This is a genomic window from Burkholderia sp. L27(2015) (genome assembly GCF_009765705.1).
GTDB lineage: Bacteria > Pseudomonadota > Gammaproteobacteria > Burkholderiales > Burkholderiaceae > LMUX01.
In genome coordinates, this window is record NZ_LMUX01000024.1 from 175,933 (window position 1) to 192,276 (window position 16,344).

Below are 16,344 nucleotides of genomic sequence, written 5' to 3' on the forward strand. Positions count from 1 at the left end.
CGACACGTCTGCGACTAATGGAACGTCTAAGTCTATTCGTTCAAATGACATGCCGAGAAATGCCCCGGTGATACTTCTTTCAGTGGCGGTTGATTCTGCCCACAAAGCGGCACGGCATGCGGGCAACGCGGATGAAAATGACAACCTGGCGGCGGCGCCAGAGGCGACGGAATCTCCCCACGGATAGCTGCGTAACTTTTTTGGACCAGGGCGATACTCGGTGCTTCCGCCAGCAGAGCCTGCGTATAAGGATGATTCGGATTGGCGAATAACTCGTCCGTGGATGCCGATTCGATTACCCGCCCCAGATACATCACGATTACGCGGTCGCTGATATGTTTGACCACCCCCAAATCGTGGCTGATAAACAGATAGGTCAACGCCAATTCGTCACGCAGGCGCATGAATAGGTTCAAGACCTGCGCCTGTATCGACACGTCCAGCGCCGCCACCGATTCGTCGCACACAATAAATTTCGGGCGTACAGCCAGTGCCCGTGCAATTCCGATACGAGCGCGTTGACCTCCTGAAAACTGGTGAGGAAAGCGCCGGTATGTGCCGGGATCGATACCCACACGCGTCAGAGTTTGCTGCACGTAATCTTTTTGCTCATCTCTCGACACGAGCTTATGGACGACAGGAGCTTCACCGACGAGATCCAAAACCCTTAGCCGCGGATTGAGAGATGCGTACGGATCCTGAAAAATCATTTGTATTTCCAACCGAGCGCTGGCGCTGATGCCCGCAGCGCGTCCATAGTCGCGCCCCCTCCAGGTCCGCTCGCCGCCACTAGGCGAGTCAAGCCCGACAACGATTCTGCCTAGCGTTGACTTTCCGCAGCCTGATTCACCTACCAACCCGACCACCTCGCCCGAACGTATCTGCAAACTCACCGAATCGAGCGCATGGACCACTTCTGAGCGTGACTTTACACCCAGCAGGCCGGCCACTTTGACGGCAATATCGCGACGCTTGATAAACCTCTTCGAGATATTTTTTAGCTCGAGCAAAGCGGGTTCGCTCTGAGAGGAAGAACTTGCAAGCACGATGTGGTCGCTCGCATAAGAAAGCGTATCGTTCATGCGAAAACCTCCTCATCTTGCGTCAGTGGATGAAAGCAGCGAACACTACCCTTGTCGCGACGCGATTCAAGAGCCGGAGTGGTCTCGCATTGCGCCGTCGCGAATTCGCAGCGATCGCGGAATGCACATCCGCCGGGAAGATTGACCAATGAGGGCGTCATGCCAGGGATCTGTTTCAGGGGCACTCCGCGGATATTCGCGGACGGTGTGGATCTGATCAGCCCTTGCGTATAAGGATGGCCGGGCAACTCCAGAATTTGTCGTGTTGATCCCGATTCGACAATTTTGCCTGCATACATCACGCTGACTCGGTCTGCCAGCTCGGAGACAACCGACAAATCGTGGGTAATCCAGATCAGCGCAGTTCCTGAATCCCGACAGATTTTCTGCATTTGGAACAGAATTTGGCCTTGTATCGTCACGTCCAGCGCGGTGGTCGGCTCATCCGCAATAATCACGTCGGGCTTATTAAGAAGCGCGATGGCTATCACCACACGCTGCCGCATGCCACCTGAAAACTGGTGAGGATAGGCGGCCATGCGCTGCTCTGCGGCAGGAATACCGACGCTCTGGAGCGCCTCCACCGCGCGGCGGTAAGCTTCCTTTTTACTGACACGGTTGTGCGCCCGCACCGTTTCCATCATTTGGGTGCCGATCTTCAATACCGGATTCAAGGTCATCATGGGATCCTGAAAAATCATTGCAATGCGATTCCCCCGAATGCTGCGCATTTGCAAATCGTCAAGCTGGCGAAGATCGACGGACTTCCCATCGGCGCCGGTCAATTCGATTTTCCCGCCCACCACTCTCCCCGGCCGTTCCACCAGACCGAGGATAGAAAACCCGGTCATCGACTTTCCCGAACCCGACTCACCTACCAGACCGAGTATTTCACCCGGCTCGACGAACAACGATACGTCGTTGACAGCGCGTGCGATCCCGGCCCGCGTGACAAATTCGGTTTGCAGATGGGAGACCGCTAAAGCTACTTTTTTCATGATAGCGCTCTGTTGATAGTCTTCACTGCAACTTCAGGCGAGGATTCAAAATGTCCTTGAGCTGGTCAGCCACCAGGTTCAGCGACACAATGGCGATCACCAGTGCTACACCGGGAAACAACGATATCCAGTAATCCCCTGACAACATATATTGCTGCCCATTCGCGATCAGCGATCCCAGTGACGGCTCAGTCACTGGCACGCCCAAGCCAAGGAAAGACAGCGTCGCTTCCAACGTAATAGCGGATGCCACCTGGAGCGCCGCAATGACAATCAGCGGAGACAGGCAATTGGGTAGCAGATGTTTAAACATCTTTCTGGTAGGCGACAAGCCGAGACAAGCGGCCGCTTCCATATACTGTTTCCGACATTCGACCAACGCCGAGCTGCGGGTCGTGCGGGCGTAATACGCCCACTGCACGGCCACTAGAGCGATAACGATATTACCGATTCCCGGCCTGAGGAAAGCGAGCAAAATGAGTGCGAGCAACACGGGCGGGAACGAGAGCTGAATATCCGCGATCCGCATGATGAGCGCATCGATCCGCCCACCAACGGAGCCGGCGATCAACCCCAGCACGCCGCCAAATATCAGCGCCACTACCGTACTGAGTACCCCTACTCCCATGCTTATTCTCAAGCCGTACAAGATCGCCGAGAGAATATCCCTACCCTGTTGGTCGGATCCAAGCAGGAAAATCACACCGGTCTCAGACCTGCCTCCCGGCGCAATCCTTGCATCGAGCAAATCCAAAGTGGCCAGATCGTAAGGATTCTGCGGCGCAAGCCAAACCGCGAATAGGGCTGCTAACACCACCGCCACCAGCATGATCAAGGCGATGGTTGCAATCTTGCTGCGCATGTACTCATCGATCAGGCGGCGCAGTTCCGAGGGCTCGACTTTCAAATCAGCTCTTTGTTTATATGCAGCAAGCATGTCCTAACCTCCGGTGTCAGATATGTCGATCCTTGGATCGAGCACGCTATATAAAATGTCGACAACAAGGTTGGCCAGGATAAAAATCGTCACGACGATCATCAGGTAACCCAGAATCACCGGACGATCGAGCACCTGAATGGAGTCGATAATCAACTTACCCATGCCTGGCCATGAAAAGATCGATTCCGTCACGATTGCGAAGGCAATGATCGAACCGAATTGCAATGCAATCACGGTGACCACCGGGATCAAGATATTTTTCAACACGTGTACACACACGATCCTCGTCCCGGACAACCCTTTGGCACGGGCAAACCGAACGTAGTCTTGCAGCAGCGCCTCCTGCGTACCCGCGCGTGTTAGCCGGATCACCATAGCAATATTGACGAGCGCCAAGGTGATCGCGGGCATGACCAAGTGGCGCAAGCCATCGAGCGTGAGGAAGCTCACCCTCAAACCCAGCAGATCGACGGTCTGCCCGCGCCCAGCGGAGGGCAACCAACCCAGCTTCACCGCGAACAGCATGATGAACATCAAGCCGACCCAAAAAGTAGGGAATGAAAAACCCAGCACCGACCCCACCATGATGGTTTTTCCCACTAGCGAGTTTGGCTTCAGCCCTGCCCACAGTCCAAGAGGGATACCCAATATGATCGAGAGCAGGATCGCGAAAATTGCGAGCTCCATGGTTGCCGGCATACGTTCGAAAATCAGTTGCCCGACCGGGGCGCCTTGCGCGAACGAGGTGCCCATATTTCCGTGCAAAAAATTCCACAGGAAATGCAGGTATTGTTGCCACAGTGGCTTATCCAGCCCAAGTTGGGCGATGGTTCTGATTTTGTCTTGTTGATCCGCCTCTGGGTTGATCAATAGATCGACCGGATTGCCAATCGCAAAAACACCGCAAAAGACCAGTAGCGACATGATAAAAAGCACACTGACACTTTGTATCAGTCGCCGAATGATGAAAGTCAGCATTGTTTTCTCTTTTTGCCCGTAGCGATCGACAAACCACAGAAGCAACGGTCAGAAGCCACAGATCCTAGTTCGCGGCGGACGACGTTTTGAATTTCCAGGCATAGGTACGTTCGTCGGTACGCGGTTCGTAGACAATGCCTTTTTGCGTCGCCCAAGTCGTGAATTGCTGATGAATCGGGATGATCGCTCCATCATTGATGGCAATCGCCATTGCATCCTTAAGGAGCTGCTCTCGCTTGGCGTCGTCGACGGTAGTCAATGCCAAGTCGAGCTTTGCGGTCATTTCCTTGCTGCAGTAAAGGCTCCAGTTCTGTGTGCCAAAGCCCTTCTTGCTGTCTTCACATGCGAGCAATGCCCTTAATGGCGAGCTGGCCTCGACCGAACCCCAACCCAGCAGGCCGATCGAAAAATCGTGTTTGGCGCCGCGCGATGAATAGGTCGCCATCGGCATCGACTCGACCTTGGTAACGATTCCAACATGCGTCAGGTTTTGCGCGATTGCCTGGGCAATTTTTTCATCGTTGGTGTAACGGTTATTGGGTGTGTCGAACGTCACCCCAAAGCCATCCTTATATCCCGCGTGTTCCAGCAATTTTTTCGCACCCGCCGGATCGTAAGGAACCACCTTTAGATCTGCGTTGTAGCCGAATGCTTCAGGCTGCACGAGATTATTGGTAGGTTCAGACAGGTTTTCCATCAAGCGTGACTTGATCGCATCCCGATTGATTGCCATGCTAATTGCGCGGCGCACGTCGGGGTTGGTCAGCGGACTGACGGCCAGAGGTTGGCCGGCTTTGTCTGTGACAAACGGAGATGCCACTCTTGAAGTGTCGACATACACGTAGATCGTACGCTGCGAGACTTTCGAGTACACAGACAATTTTGGATTTTTCAGCGCCAGCGCCAAATCGGGTGTGGGCACATTCTCAATCGCCTGGACGTCGCCTGCCAGTAATGCAGACATGCGCGACGCATCATTGGGAATGAACTTCAAGGTCACGTTTTCCCATTCGGATTTAGGACCCCAATAGTTGTCGTTGCGACGCAGCGTTACCCGGTCATCCCTGCGATAGTCGACGAACTTATACGGCCCTGTGCCTATCATGCCTTTTCCGCTGGAAAAATCTTCGCTACTCAACCCCTGCGTTGCCTTTTTCGAAATAATAAGAATATTGACCAGATCGACGGGAAGCAGCGGGTATGGGGTTGCTGTGGTCAGTTGGATGACCGACGGGCTGATAATTTTCTTGCTGACGATAGATTTGGTAAAGACATCGAGTTTCCCCGGGCTATTCAGGATGGTGGCCGGTCGGTCCAGGGACCATGCCACATCTTCTGCCGTGAGCGGCGAGCCATCGTGGAAGGTCACGCCCGGGCGCAAATGGAATTCCCATGTTGTATCGTTCACCAGTCGCCATGAATCGGCCAAACCAGGGACAATATGACTGCTGGCGTCGAGCTTCACCAGCGATTCGAAGATGTGTTCGGACACGTTGATATTGGCTTGTGCGTAGTAAAAATCCGGATCCATCGATGTCGGTGGTGAACTAAGCGCCATCGTGAAATCGGCGGCATAGGCGACCGAAAAAAACGGCAATGAAATAGCCGCGACGAGAATGCATTGCCGAAGTTCTTTTTTCCAAAAATTTCGCAGACGTTTCACCATGTCCTCCTGGACGGAATAAGTCAGTTTTTGAGTCGCTTCCCGAATAAACCCCTGCGGCACCAGCTTCACCAGCGAGCGCAGTACCTATTGCCTGAGTTCACCGATGACCGAGTGCGGCGACGCATTGCCGGTACTTGCTGATCAACTCAAGGGCGCGCTGGGTAATAATTGACGTGTCGGTGGCTATGCCGATTATTGCGATTCCCTCTGCCGCCCGCGCTCTGTATTCGTTTTCATCGGTAGTCAGATAACCCGCCGGCATACCTATTTTTTTCAAGGTCGCGAGAATTCGGCTGACACAGGTTTGCACTTCTGGGTGCCCGGCATGGCCCAGGTGGCCCATCGATGCGGCTAAATCGGCGGCGCCGATAAAAATGCCATCGACCCCCTCCACGGCAGCAATCTCTTCGAGATTGTTCGCGCCTTCCACTGATTCGATCTGCAGCAACAGACATATTTCACGATGCGCCTCGGCACCATAGCGTGAGTTGAGTCCATACAATGAAGCACGTGAATTTCCCGACACGCCGCGTATCCCGTGAGGTGGATAGCGGGTCGCCCTCACGACGGCCGCAGCCTGGTCCGCAGACCGTACATCAGGGATCAATATCGTTCGAACACCCACATCCAACAGACGTTTGATCAATACAGGGTCGCCGTGGGCCGGCCTCACAATCGCACTGGTACGTGATCCGTTCAGTATCTGTAACTGCTGCACGACGTCGCCCAGTTCGTTAGGTGAATGCTCGGTGTCGATAAGAATCCAATCGAATCCGCATGCCGCGAATAGTTCTGTCAACAGGGCCCCGCCCAAACTTGAGAACAGTCCGAGTTGCGGGCCGTCGACCAGGCGCAGCTTGAACTCGTTTCTTGAACTATCTGAGCCAACGGTGTTGGTTCGCATAATTGCCTTGGTAAGTGAACTTGCTGCCATATAAAGAGAATCGGCATCACATCAATCAAAAAGATGACTGAAATTTTCAGTACTCCAAATCTATCGTCATTCTTCTGTAAAAAAGTGCGTGTGCGGCTATTTACTCCAAGATCATCGGGCTCAGTTTTCTACCGAAACGCACCCAACATAAATTTTCCGGAGTGTCGATTCGAAACTTTCGGCTCCGAAAACGCAAAAGCCCCGCGCTCTGAAAGAGTCGGGGCTTCCTTGCCGTCGCACAGTATCGTGCCAAAATTGTAGTTACGTACAGCTAGGCGAAAAATTGCCAGTCCAGTCAGCTAAATTGGCATCGTTGCCAATCCGAGGTACAGCCGCCTCAGCTCACAACTAGATGATGGACGAGCGATTCCGTGTATTGCGTGGCAAGCTTAGCCTAAAAAAAAATGGTTGAGTAGCATTGCTACAAAAAATTTTCAGGCGCCTTAATTTCAGCCAGCCGACAGAAGAGACCGACGAACAGCATGACTTTTACGGCAACGACGATGCCGTTCGCGCTGCCTGTTCATATAACCCACTCATGCGCCCCAAAAAACGCGCGAGCTCCTTGAGCTGCGGATTCACCTCTTCATCGACATTGCTCATGAGACACAATTCGCGCACTTCCCGGTACTTCTCGATAGCGCTCTCGCCTGCGTCGGTGGTGCGATACAACACCTCCTTCCCGACCTTCTCTCCTATCGCAAGCCCGGCTGCCATTAGTTTCTTCAATGAATAACTCACGACGTGGATGTCGTCCAGATTCAGCGTGAAGCATATGTCAGCCAGCTTGCGATTGTGCGCGCGGTGCTTCAATTGATGCAGCACGATCACATCGATGAAGCTGAGATCCTTGTGGCCACTGGCTGCCGAGCCTCGTACCAGCCAACGGCTAAAGGCGTTCCAGCAGACAATCATGCCAAATTCAAACTCGCTGAGCTCCGCACTTCTTGGCGAAATGAGATGCTGAGACAAGACCAGTGCTTTTTTTGAGCTATCGGACATAGGGTTTCTCCCAATCATAAATCGACGTTGACATAAGTAAATCGTCAGGATATCGTCAGCATCAACCTGACGTAAAGCCGCTAATAACACCAACGTTTGTATGATCGCATGTTTTCACGCCCCGCTGCCGACGCAGACGAATTCGTGCCACGCTCGCTCGCTTTGCTGGCCACCCATGTCGGGACCGCCGCGGCGCCTCTGCCGGCGGTCCGGACCTGCAGTGGGTTGGGACCATCGTAGCGCGCGTAGATGAGGAACCCTGTCCGATAGATGCACCGACATGGATATGCACGGCGGAAAACCCTGATTAGCAGTACTAATTTAAGAAACCTTCAATGCAAGCGAGAGAAAAATGAGTGAAGAGTATCCAGACCAACGTCCGGCAGTAACGAGCCCCACGCACGCCATGCAAATCAGGCTTTCGGTTGATATTGGGGGAACATTCACTGATGTGGTGCTTGAGGTGAACGGCTTTCTGAGAACCAAAAAGGTGCTGACCACCGTCAAAAAACCGGAGCATGCGGTAATCGAAGGGGGACGCGCAATTTTGCGCGAGGCCGGCCTCGGTTTCTCCGATATCGACGTGTTTGTACACGGCACCACATTGGCTACCAATGCCGTGCTTGAACGGCGCGGCGCCCGTACGGCGCTGATCGCCACCGAAGGTTTTCGCGACATTCTGGAGATTGGGACAGAGGGCCGTTTCGATCAATACGATCTGCAGATTGAAAAGCGTGCCCCCCTCGTGCCGCGCTCGCTCAGGTTGACGGTCCCCGAACGTATCAATGCCCAGGGCGATACCTTGCTGGATCTGGACGAAGATGCGATAGCCCGGCACATCACCTTTTTGAAAGAGAAATCGGTTGAAAGCCTGGCGATATGTTTTCTGCATGCCTACACCAATGCATCGCACGAAAAACGCGCAAGAGATCTGTTCGCAAAGGCACTCCCGGGGATTGCCATCTCGATCTCCAGCGAGGTGTGCCCGGAAATTCGGGAGTTCGAACGCACTTCGACCACGGTAGCTAACGCTTATGTGCAGCCGCAGATCGCCGATTATCTCGGGCGTATGCGTTCCAAGCTTACGGAAGAGCGCTTCCGAGGTGTGCTCTATCTCGTCACCTCGAACGGCGATCTAACGTCGCTGGAGACAGCTCGGCGATTCCCCGTGAGGTTGATTGAGTCTGGCCCGGCGGGCGGCGCGATTTTCGCAGCGGACATTGCAACCCGAGCTCAAGAGCGCAGCGTACTGTCTTTCGATATGGGTGGGACCACCGCAAAAATCTGTTCGATCCAAAATTTTATTCCTGACCGCGATCGCGTCTACGAAGTGGACAGAGCGGCACGTTTTCAAAAAGGAAGCGGCTTGCCCTTACGCATCCCGGTCATTGATTTGGTGGAAATTGGCGCTGGCGGCGGCTCTATCGCGGGCGTCAATCTACTCAAGAGCGTCACGGTCGGTCCGCAGAGTGCAGGATCGGAACCTGGGCCCGTCTGTTACGGCCGCGGAGGCGAACTGCCCACCGTGACAGATGCGGATGCGGCGCTCGGCATGATGGATCCTGCTGCATTTGCCGGGGGAGCCGTCCCTCTGGATTTGCATGCAGCGCGCCAGGCCCTTAAACAACACGTTGCCGAGCCTTTGGGTATGTCTGCTGATATGGCTGCCTATGCCGTATACGAAATGGTGTGCGAAAGCATGGCCAGCGCGGCTCGGGCCCACGCCATCGAAAAAGGACGCCCGATCGAGCAGCACACGCTCATCGCATTCGGTGGCGCAGCCCCGTTGCACGTCGCGCGAGTGGCAGAAAAACTGAATATCGCACGTATCCTTATTCCGGGCCACGCCGGCGTCGGCTCCGCCGTCGGCTTTCTGCGCGCGCCGATTTCATACGAAATCGTGCGCAGTCGCCATATGCTGTTGGCCGCGCTCAAGGCCGATGAGATCTCCGACCTGCTCGATGAAATGGCACGAGAGGCTCATGCGTTGGTAGAAGAAGGCGCTCAAGGCGCTGCAGTGACGGCCCGGCGCACCGCATTTATGCGCTATGTGGGCCAGGGGCATGAAATTGCAGTCTCCATCCCGGACCGCCGCCTAAGCGCAGATGACGGGCTTGAGCTCAACGACGAATTCGAACGCGCGTATTCAAATCTGTTCAACCGCGTCATCCCCGGCGCTGCCAAGGAAATCCTGAGCTGGTCGGTAGTGGCATCCACGCAAGCGCCCAAGCATATGCCACCTGCCGCGCCGCATGCTTCGTCGCCGTTGCCGCTGTCTGCGGCAAGTTCGCGCGCTTACTTCGATGGGAAGTCGGGTGAGTTTATCGACATACCGGCGTTTCTGCGGGAAGACATCCGCGTTGGACATCTAGTGTGCGGTCCAGCTCTCGTCGTCGAAAAAGAAACCACAACCTTCGTCTCGGCTTCCTTCGAGGCACGTATAGACCATCAGGGCAACATCCTGCTGGAACGCAAACTGACTTCAGAGGTGACACGATGAGCCGTAACGACGCAAGCTTGACCATAGACTCCCAGATGATGTGGCATCGATTGATAGCTATCGTTGAAGAGCAAGCACAGGTTTTGCTCCGTACCGCATTCAGCCCCATCGTGCGCGAATGCGGGGACCTGTCCGCAGGGGTCTTTGACACGGCAGGCCAGATGCTGGCCCAAGCCATTACCGGCGCACCAGGTCATGTCAATACCATGGCCGATTCGGTTCAGCACTTCCTGCGCAAATATCCTTTGCAAGCTATGCAACCCGGAGATGTGTTCATCACCAACGATCCGTGGATGGGAACGGGGCATCTGAACGATTTTGTTGTCGTCACACCGTGTTTCAAGGGTGGTAAAGCTATCGCCTTGTTTTGCTGCACCAGCCACGTCATGGACATCGGTGGCCTGGGGTTCGGCCCGGATGCATCGGATGTGTTTATGGAGGGTTTATATATCCCCATGCTCAAACTGTTCGATCGGGGTACGGTCAATGAAACATTGATGTCGATGATTTGTGCCAATACCCGGCAACCGCTGGAGACCGAAGGCGACACTTATGCACTGGCAACCTGCAACGGGGTCGGTGCGACACGTTTGCTGGAAATGATGGATGAGTTCAAGTTGGAATCGCTGGATGCGCTGGCCCACTACATCCTTCACCATTCCAGAGCCGCGGTGCTCGAAGAAATACGTAAATTGCCCAAAGGCACATGGCGAAATACCATGACCATCGATGGCTACGACACGCCGATTGACCTGTCAGCTAGCGTGACTGTCTCCGACGCCGGGATTCACGTGGACTACGCCGGCACTTCAGCGCAATCCACGCATGGCATCAATGTACCGCTGAGTTATGCAACGGCTTACACCATGTTCGGGTTGGCGTGCGCAGTTGCCGGGAGAATTCCCAATAACACCGGATCCCTGTCAGCCTTCTCCGTATCGGCCCCGCCCGGCTCGGTATTGAATGCGCTCAAGCCGGCTCCTGTGTCGACGCGCCACGTGATCGGTCAAATGCTGCCCGATGTGATGTTCGGATGTCTGCGGCAGATGAGCCCGGATCGTGTTCCGGCCGAGGGTGCTTCGTCGGTTTGGCTGATTACGATGCGCGGCGAGACGACGGACCCCAATGCAGGACGTTACGGGTTCACGCTGGGCTTCACAAGCAACGGCGGTACTGGCGCACGAAATGGACGCGACGGCATGTCGGCTACCGCCTACCCCACCAATCTTTCCGGCACGCCTGTGGAGATCGCGGAGACCCAAACGCCACTGATCTTCTGGCGCAAGGAGTTACGCGAAGGATCAGGCGGAGCCGGTAAAACGCGTGGCGGTCTGGGTCAAGTGATCGAAGTCGAATCCGCCTGCGACAAGTCCTTCGAAATTCTTGCCTCCTTCGACCGAATCCAGTTTCCGCCGCGCGGGCAGGATGGAGGACAAAACGGTGCCTCAGGGTTCATCGGATTACAGTCGGGACGCACGCTTAAAGGCAAAGGAAATCAAAAAATCGAGCGGGGGGAACGATTGATCATCATGACCCCCGGGGGAGCCGGCCGAGACGATCCCAAAGCGCGCTCCCGGGAGTTCGTCAGCCGCGACCTCGAGGACCAGCTCATTTCTGCAGCAACAGCACACACGGTTTATGGCGCAGCTTGAGCGATCGTATGCCAGATACCCAGCATGGCCCTCGTTGATTTTGATTTTGCGTAGTCGCTACGCATGCCGGGACATCCGCCCGGATGCAGGCCGCTTTGCTCACAATTAGCCTAAGGATACTGAAATGGACACTGAATTTTCCGGCAAGCAGCCTAACGTCGCGTCCCGGCTGGAACGGCTTCCGCTAAGCCGCTATCAGCACGTCATATTTTTAATCATAGCGACGGCATTTTTATTCGACACGATGGATACGGCTGCCTTGGCCTATATGCTGGGCACCATCAAAGCGGATCTCGGCATCACGACAGCACAAACTGGCCTGCTGGCAAGCGCCAGTCTGTTAGGCATGCTGGTGGGAGCCGCGGCAGCTGGGATCTTGTCGGATAAGTATGGGCGCAAACCCATCTTCCAGTTCAGCATGGTTTTGTGGGGTGCGGGCAGCTTATTTTGCGGACTCTCGAATACCTACCTCAGCCTCATGGCCTCGCGGGTTTTGCTGGGCGTCGGGATGGGAATGGAGCTGCCTATTGCACTGACATTGGTTGCGGAGTTTCTGCCGACTCGTTTGCGTGGACGTTATACCGCTGTGCTCGAAGGATTTCTGCCAATCGGATTTATCGCAGTGGGTCTCCTAGTCTACTTTCTCATGCCCGTGCTTGGCTGGCGCGGCATCTTCATCGTGATGGCAATCCCGGCGTTGTTCTTGCTGGTCATCCGCCGGGTCGTGCCGGAGTCGCCGCGTTGGCTGGAGGCAACAGGGAAATATGGCACTGCCGAAACCACCATGGCCGCGATTGAAAACCACGTTATGAGAGCGCTAAGAATCAAAACCCTTGCGGCGCCTGTAGAAGGTGTCATCACAATCGGGGCCGATGTCGAAGCAGGCTGGCTCGCATCAGTCAAGGATCTATGGTTGCCGGAATGCAGGACGAGAACCGTGATGCTGTGGATCGTATGGTTCTTTACCTTGCTTGGCTTCTACGGGTTGACCTCATGGTTGGCGGCCCTACTGCAACAAGCCGGTTACGCAGTGACCAAATCCATCCTGTACACGGTCGTCATGTCTTGTGCCGGGATTCCTGGATTTATGTGCGCAGCATGGTCTCTTGAGAGATGGGGGCGCAAACCTGCTGCGGTCTTCTTTTTGCTTGGCAGCGCGGTCTTTGCTTTTATCTACGGTCAATGCGCGGGCCATCACCTTGCCGTAGCGGAACTGATTGTTTCCGGGCTGTTGCTACAATTTTTCCTGTTCGGCATGTGGTGTGTCATATACGCCTACACTCCAGAACTCTATCCGACGCGTTCACGCACTACGGGTTCTGGAATGGCGTCTGCAATCGGTCGAATTGGTTCAATGATAGGCCCGTTCGGTATTGGTTTGATTCTTCCCGCCATGGGTCAGGATGGTGCATTCGGCATCGGCGCAGTGTGTTTCCTGATATCCGCTATCAGCATTGTCTTGTTGGGCGTTGAGACCAAAGGCGTACCGCTGACTTGATCGGCCGTCGAGCGGCTCTTGATCGGCTACGACCCACGGCAGCAGTCCGTCGATGCGGTTGACCGTTCAGAGATGCGTATAACGCGATGGGTTCTACGACTGCGGCAAATCCCAGTATGGTCCGGTTCCGATATGTTCGAGAATATGTTCCAAAAACAAGCGCGCCCTCACCACATGAGAGCGACCGGGGAGTCGGACAGCGTAAATTGCAATTGCGTCCTTCACTCCTTTGTCCTCAGTTGGCGGAAATAGCGACACCAGCTTGCCGTCTTGCACTAGCTCGCTAACCATCCAGCTTGCCAAATGGACAATGCCAAGCCCAGCGACCGCTGCCTCAAGTAAGGTCTCGGTATCGTCGCATTGCAGCCTTCCGCTGACGGGCAACGGTGCACCCCGGTTCAGCCCAGGGAAAGTCCACCATCCGGGTGGCGTTGGCTTAGAGGACACCGTCAGGCATTCATGATTGACGAGTTCCCTGGTGTCGACCGGACGCCCCGCAGTTTTTAAGTACGCTGGCGCCGCGCAAACCAGACGCCGCAACGGCGCGAGTCGAGTCGCTACCAGTTCGCTATCGGCGAGACGTCCTATCCGGATGGCGAGATCGACCCGCTCGACCGAGAGATCAACGATTTTATCGCTCAGTCGAAGATCGACCTTCATAAGGGGATAGGCTGCCAGGAATGTCCTGACAGCCGGCGCGACGTGGCGTCGCCCGAATGCCGTTGGTGCTGTGATCGTCAACAAGCCACGTGGTTCGGCCTCGCCGTTCGCGAACAATTCGCGCGCCTCGTTGAGTTCTGACAACACGCTGCGAGCGGTCTGCAGGAAGTGCTCGCCGGCATCGGTCAGCACCAGTTTTCGCGATCCGCGACGGAACAGTCGCACGCCTAACTCTTCCTCCAGTCCGTCGAGTCTGCGCGTCACCGATGACACCGCAACGTCGAGTTCCTGCGCCGCTTTCGAGAAGTTGCCGGCGTCGACAATCGCAACGAAAACGTCTAGATCTTTGAGCATATCGTTTTCTTTCAATTTGCGTTTATTGCAAATTCAATTTGCATTTAAGCCTATTGTTTAGCAATTTAAGCAAAAGCACAATAGCGCATCGACACAGGGACAACGCCGAAAGGAAAACGATGAGAACGCTCAATTCACAGATCAGCATGCGCAAGAGTCTGCTTAACATGGCAGTCGGCGCCGCTGTACTTGCATCCAATGTCGCGATGGCCGGCGATATTCATTTCACTGCCGATCAACTCTATGCGGAAAGCTTGACATGGTCCTCGCAGCAACACGTGTTCATGGTGGGTTCGGTCAAACATGGCACTGTAGGTAAAGTCGGTACCGACGGAAAATACACACCGTTCATTCAGGACACGCGGCTGATTTCAACGCTCGGACTACTTGTCGACGATAAGCGCAACGTGCTCTGGGTAACAAATTCAGACCCGGGTGCCGGTGACCGCTCGGCCGAAGCCACGCGTGGCAAGTTGGCTGCGGTCGCAACCTTCAACGCAACAACGGGAAAGCCGCTGGCCTACTACGATTTATCCAAGCTCAATCCGGGTGCGCATTTGGCGAATGACCTTGTCCTCGACGCCAGCGGCAACGCGTATGTGACCGACAGTTTCTCGCCAGTCGTCTATCGTGTCGACACGGATGGCCATGCGTCGGTCTTCGCGCAGGATCCGCGTTTTAAGACTGGCGACGGATTCAATCTGAACGGCATCGCGATACACGACGACTATCTGCTTATCGGTAACTACAACTCGGGCAAGCTTTTCCGGGTGGACATTAAAGATCCTTCGAAGGTTGATCTGGTGAACATCCCTGAGGCAATAAAAGGAGCAGACGGCTTCCATTTGATCGACGGTCAGCATCTGGTGGTCGTGCAGAATGCAGGCACCGATGAAATCGTCGAACTACTTTCCAAGGATAATTGGCGGACCGCACAAATCGTACGGCGCGAAAAGAGCGAAGCTTCGATGCCGTCGGCTGCGGTCGACGCAGACGGCAAGATCTACGTGCTGAATTCGCGCATTGACACCTTGTTCAGACAAGGTGCGCCAAAGGTTAGTGATTTCATCTTGCAACAATTTTAAATCACCAAATACTCCGAGCATCTCAAATGTTAGACTTCTATTTCCACCCGACGCCGAATGGCACTAAAGTAGCGCTCCTGCTTGAAGAACTGCAACTGCCATACGCGTTAAAGCTCATTGATATTTTAAAAGGTGAGCAACACGATGCTTCGTATCAGAAGATCAATCCGAATGGCAAAGTCCCTGCCATAGTTGATGATGGCATTACTATTTTTGACTCTCACGCGATACTGCTGCATCTTGCCGAGAAACACGGCAGGTTCATGCCTTCAGAGGCGAGCGAGCGCGCTGCAGCACTGTCTTGGCTCCAGTTGGTCGCCACCGGTCTGTCACCATTCTCAGGTCAAGCCGTACACTTCTTGCACTACTCACCGGAGCCGGTGCCGTATGCGCGCAATCGATATCTTAAAGAAGTAGAGCGGCATTATCGGGTGCTCGATAAGCGACTTTCCGAAACGCCATATCTTGCTGGTCGCAGTTACTCCATCGCCGACATCGCGCTCTGGGGCTGGGCGAACTCCGCAGACTACATCTTTGGGGAGCGCGGTGTTTCCGACTACTCGAATGTTAAGCGCTTGGTCGATGAAATCTCCGCTCGAGAGGCGGTCGAACGGGTCAATGCGTTAAAGAGCAAGCTAAAGCTGAAGTCGGAGATGGACGAGGAAGCGCGCCTCGCAATGTTCCCCCAAAACCAGTCGGTCTAATGAGGCGAGCGACCTGCTCAACGCGGGTCGCAACGTCAGTAAGGTCATCGCGTTATACGCATCTCCGAACGGTAATCGCCGAATGCAGAAAAACATGTTTAGGAAGTTCTGAATAACGCGATTTCCAGTTCGGCTGACGGCATCGATCAGCCGGACGGCCACGATAACCGGCATCCTGTGCACAGGGTCAGAGTTTTGTTGATTGGGTTGCCAGCTTGTTTTCGCTATCGAGCTCTTGAGTCACAAAGCCTTCATGGGCGGTAACGCGACCTGCGATGTTTGCATATAACG

The 16,344-nt window shown here is 54.7% G+C and carries 13 protein-coding genes; 5 read left to right on the forward strand and 8 right to left on the reverse strand.

Features of this window, described 5'->3' with window-relative positions:
• Positions 1 to 32 precede the first annotated feature (32 nt).
• The 7 genes from GSQ77_RS27215 to GSQ77_RS27245 form a co-directional block, all read right to left on the reverse strand.
• Complete coding sequence (locus tag GSQ77_RS27215) at positions 33 to 1,082, reverse strand: ABC transporter ATP-binding protein (RefSeq protein WP_158906927.1); 1,050 nt, start codon at positions 1,080 to 1,082, stop codon at positions 33 to 35.
• Positions 1,079 to 2,080, reverse strand: a complete 1,002-nt coding sequence (locus GSQ77_RS27220) for an ABC transporter ATP-binding protein (RefSeq protein WP_158906929.1) — start codon at positions 2,078 to 2,080, stop codon at positions 1,079 to 1,081. The genes GSQ77_RS27215 and GSQ77_RS27220 overlap by 4 nt, the downstream gene beginning before the upstream one ends.
• A 22-nt stretch (positions 2,081 to 2,102) precedes the next feature.
• A complete protein-coding gene (locus tag GSQ77_RS27225) occupies positions 2,103 to 3,017 on the reverse strand; it encodes an ABC transporter permease (RefSeq protein WP_158906931.1) in 915 nt (304 codons plus the stop codon).
• Positions 3,018 to 3,020: 3 nt separating this feature from the next.
• Positions 3,021 to 3,998, reverse strand: coding sequence for an ABC transporter permease (locus tag GSQ77_RS27230; RefSeq protein WP_158906933.1), 978 nt, complete (start codon positions 3,996 to 3,998; stop codon positions 3,021 to 3,023).
• A 64-nt stretch (positions 3,999 to 4,062) separates the two neighbouring features.
• A complete protein-coding gene (locus GSQ77_RS27235; RefSeq protein WP_158907079.1) occupies positions 4,063 to 5,664 on the reverse strand; it encodes an ABC transporter substrate-binding protein in 1,602 nt (533 codons plus the stop codon).
• Positions 5,665 to 5,761: 97 nt separating this feature from the next.
• The gene (locus tag GSQ77_RS27240) at positions 5,762 to 6,598 is read right to left on the reverse strand and encodes an HpcH/HpaI aldolase/citrate lyase family protein (protein WP_216854962.1); all 837 of its coding nucleotides are present in this window, start codon (positions 6,596 to 6,598) and stop codon (positions 5,762 to 5,764) included.
• Between the two features lie 489 nt (positions 6,599 to 7,087).
• Positions 7,088 to 7,600 carry a winged helix DNA-binding protein gene (locus GSQ77_RS27245; protein WP_254067847.1) on the reverse strand — a complete coding sequence of 171 codons (513 nt, stop codon included), beginning with the start codon at positions 7,598 to 7,600 and terminating at the stop codon, positions 7,088 to 7,090.
• Positions 7,601 to 7,952: 352 nt separating this feature from the next.
• Here GSQ77_RS27245 and GSQ77_RS27250 point away from each other — a divergent pair, with 352 nt between their 5' ends.
• From GSQ77_RS27250 to GSQ77_RS27260, 3 genes are all read left to right on the forward strand, one after another.
• On the forward strand, positions 7,953 to 10,100 hold the full coding sequence (locus GSQ77_RS27250; RefSeq protein ID WP_254067848.1) for a hydantoinase/oxoprolinase family protein: 2,148 nt from the start codon (positions 7,953 to 7,955) through the stop codon (positions 10,098 to 10,100).
• A complete protein-coding gene (locus tag GSQ77_RS27255; protein WP_158906935.1) occupies positions 10,097 to 11,752 on the forward strand; it encodes a hydantoinase B/oxoprolinase family protein in 1,656 nt (551 codons plus the stop codon). Before GSQ77_RS27250 ends, GSQ77_RS27255 begins: the two co-directional genes overlap by 4 nt.
• A gap of 124 nt (positions 11,753 to 11,876) precedes the next feature.
• Positions 11,877 to 13,250, forward strand: a complete 1,374-nt coding sequence (locus GSQ77_RS27260; RefSeq protein WP_158906937.1) for an MFS transporter — start codon at positions 11,877 to 11,879, stop codon at positions 13,248 to 13,250.
• Between the two features lie 93 nt (positions 13,251 to 13,343).
• Here GSQ77_RS27260 and GSQ77_RS27265 read toward each other — a convergent pair whose 3' ends face one another.
• Positions 13,344 to 14,264: a LysR family transcriptional regulator gene (locus GSQ77_RS27265; RefSeq protein ID WP_158906939.1), complete on the reverse strand. Its 921-nt coding sequence runs from the start codon at positions 14,262 to 14,264 to the stop codon at positions 13,344 to 13,346.
• Between the two features lie 119 nt (positions 14,265 to 14,383).
• Between GSQ77_RS27265 and GSQ77_RS27270 the strand changes: the two genes are divergently transcribed.
• Both GSQ77_RS27270 and GSQ77_RS27275 read left to right on the forward strand, forming a co-directional pair.
• Positions 14,384 to 15,349, forward strand: a complete 966-nt coding sequence (locus tag GSQ77_RS27270; protein ID WP_158906941.1) for a gluconolaconase — start codon at positions 14,384 to 14,386, stop codon at positions 15,347 to 15,349.
• 26 nt (positions 15,350 to 15,375) lie between these two features.
• Positions 15,376 to 16,053, forward strand: a complete 678-nt coding sequence (locus tag GSQ77_RS27275) for a glutathione S-transferase family protein (protein ID WP_158906943.1) — start codon at positions 15,376 to 15,378, stop codon at positions 16,051 to 16,053.
• Positions 16,054 to 16,344: the final 291 nt, after the last annotated feature.

Excerpts from the sequence above, each read along its gene's own strand:
- GSQ77_RS27260 (WP_158906937.1), top strand. The coding sequence starts at position 11,877 with ATGGACACTGAATTTTCCGGCAAGCAGCCTAACGTCGCGTCCCGGCTG.
- GSQ77_RS27240 (WP_216854962.1), bottom strand. The coding sequence starts at position 6,598 with ATGGCAGCAAGTTCACTTACCAAGGCAATTATGCGAACCAACACCGTT.
- GSQ77_RS27215 (WP_158906927.1), bottom strand. The coding sequence starts at position 1,082 with ATGAACGATACGCTTTCTTATGCGAGCGACCACATCGTGCTTGCAAGT.
- GSQ77_RS27220 (WP_158906929.1), bottom strand. The coding sequence starts at position 2,080 with ATGAAAAAAGTAGCTTTAGCGGTCTCCCATCTGCAAACCGAATTTGTC.
- GSQ77_RS27230 (WP_158906933.1), bottom strand. The coding sequence starts at position 3,998 with ATGCTGACTTTCATCATTCGGCGACTGATACAAAGTGTCAGTGTGCTT.
- GSQ77_RS27245 (WP_254067847.1), bottom strand. The coding sequence starts at position 7,600 with ATGTCCGATAGCTCAAAAAAAGCACTGGTCTTGTCTCAGCATCTCATT.
- GSQ77_RS27225 (WP_158906931.1), bottom strand. The coding sequence starts at position 3,017 with ATGCTTGCTGCATATAAACAAAGAGCTGATTTGAAAGTCGAGCCCTCG.
- GSQ77_RS27265 (WP_158906939.1), bottom strand. The coding sequence starts at position 14,264 with ATGCTCAAAGATCTAGACGTTTTCGTTGCGATTGTCGACGCCGGCAAC.
- GSQ77_RS27270 (WP_158906941.1), top strand. The coding sequence starts at position 14,384 with ATGAGAACGCTCAATTCACAGATCAGCATGCGCAAGAGTCTGCTTAAC.
- GSQ77_RS27275 (WP_158906943.1), top strand. The coding sequence starts at position 15,376 with ATGTTAGACTTCTATTTCCACCCGACGCCGAATGGCACTAAAGTAGCG.
- GSQ77_RS27255 (WP_158906935.1), top strand. The coding sequence starts at position 10,097 with ATGAGCCGTAACGACGCAAGCTTGACCATAGACTCCCAGATGATGTGG.
- GSQ77_RS27235 (WP_158907079.1), bottom strand. The coding sequence starts at position 5,664 with ATGGTGAAACGTCTGCGAAATTTTTGGAAAAAAGAACTTCGGCAATGC.
- GSQ77_RS27250 (WP_254067848.1), top strand. The coding sequence starts at position 7,953 with ATGAGTGAAGAGTATCCAGACCAACGTCCGGCAGTAACGAGCCCCACG.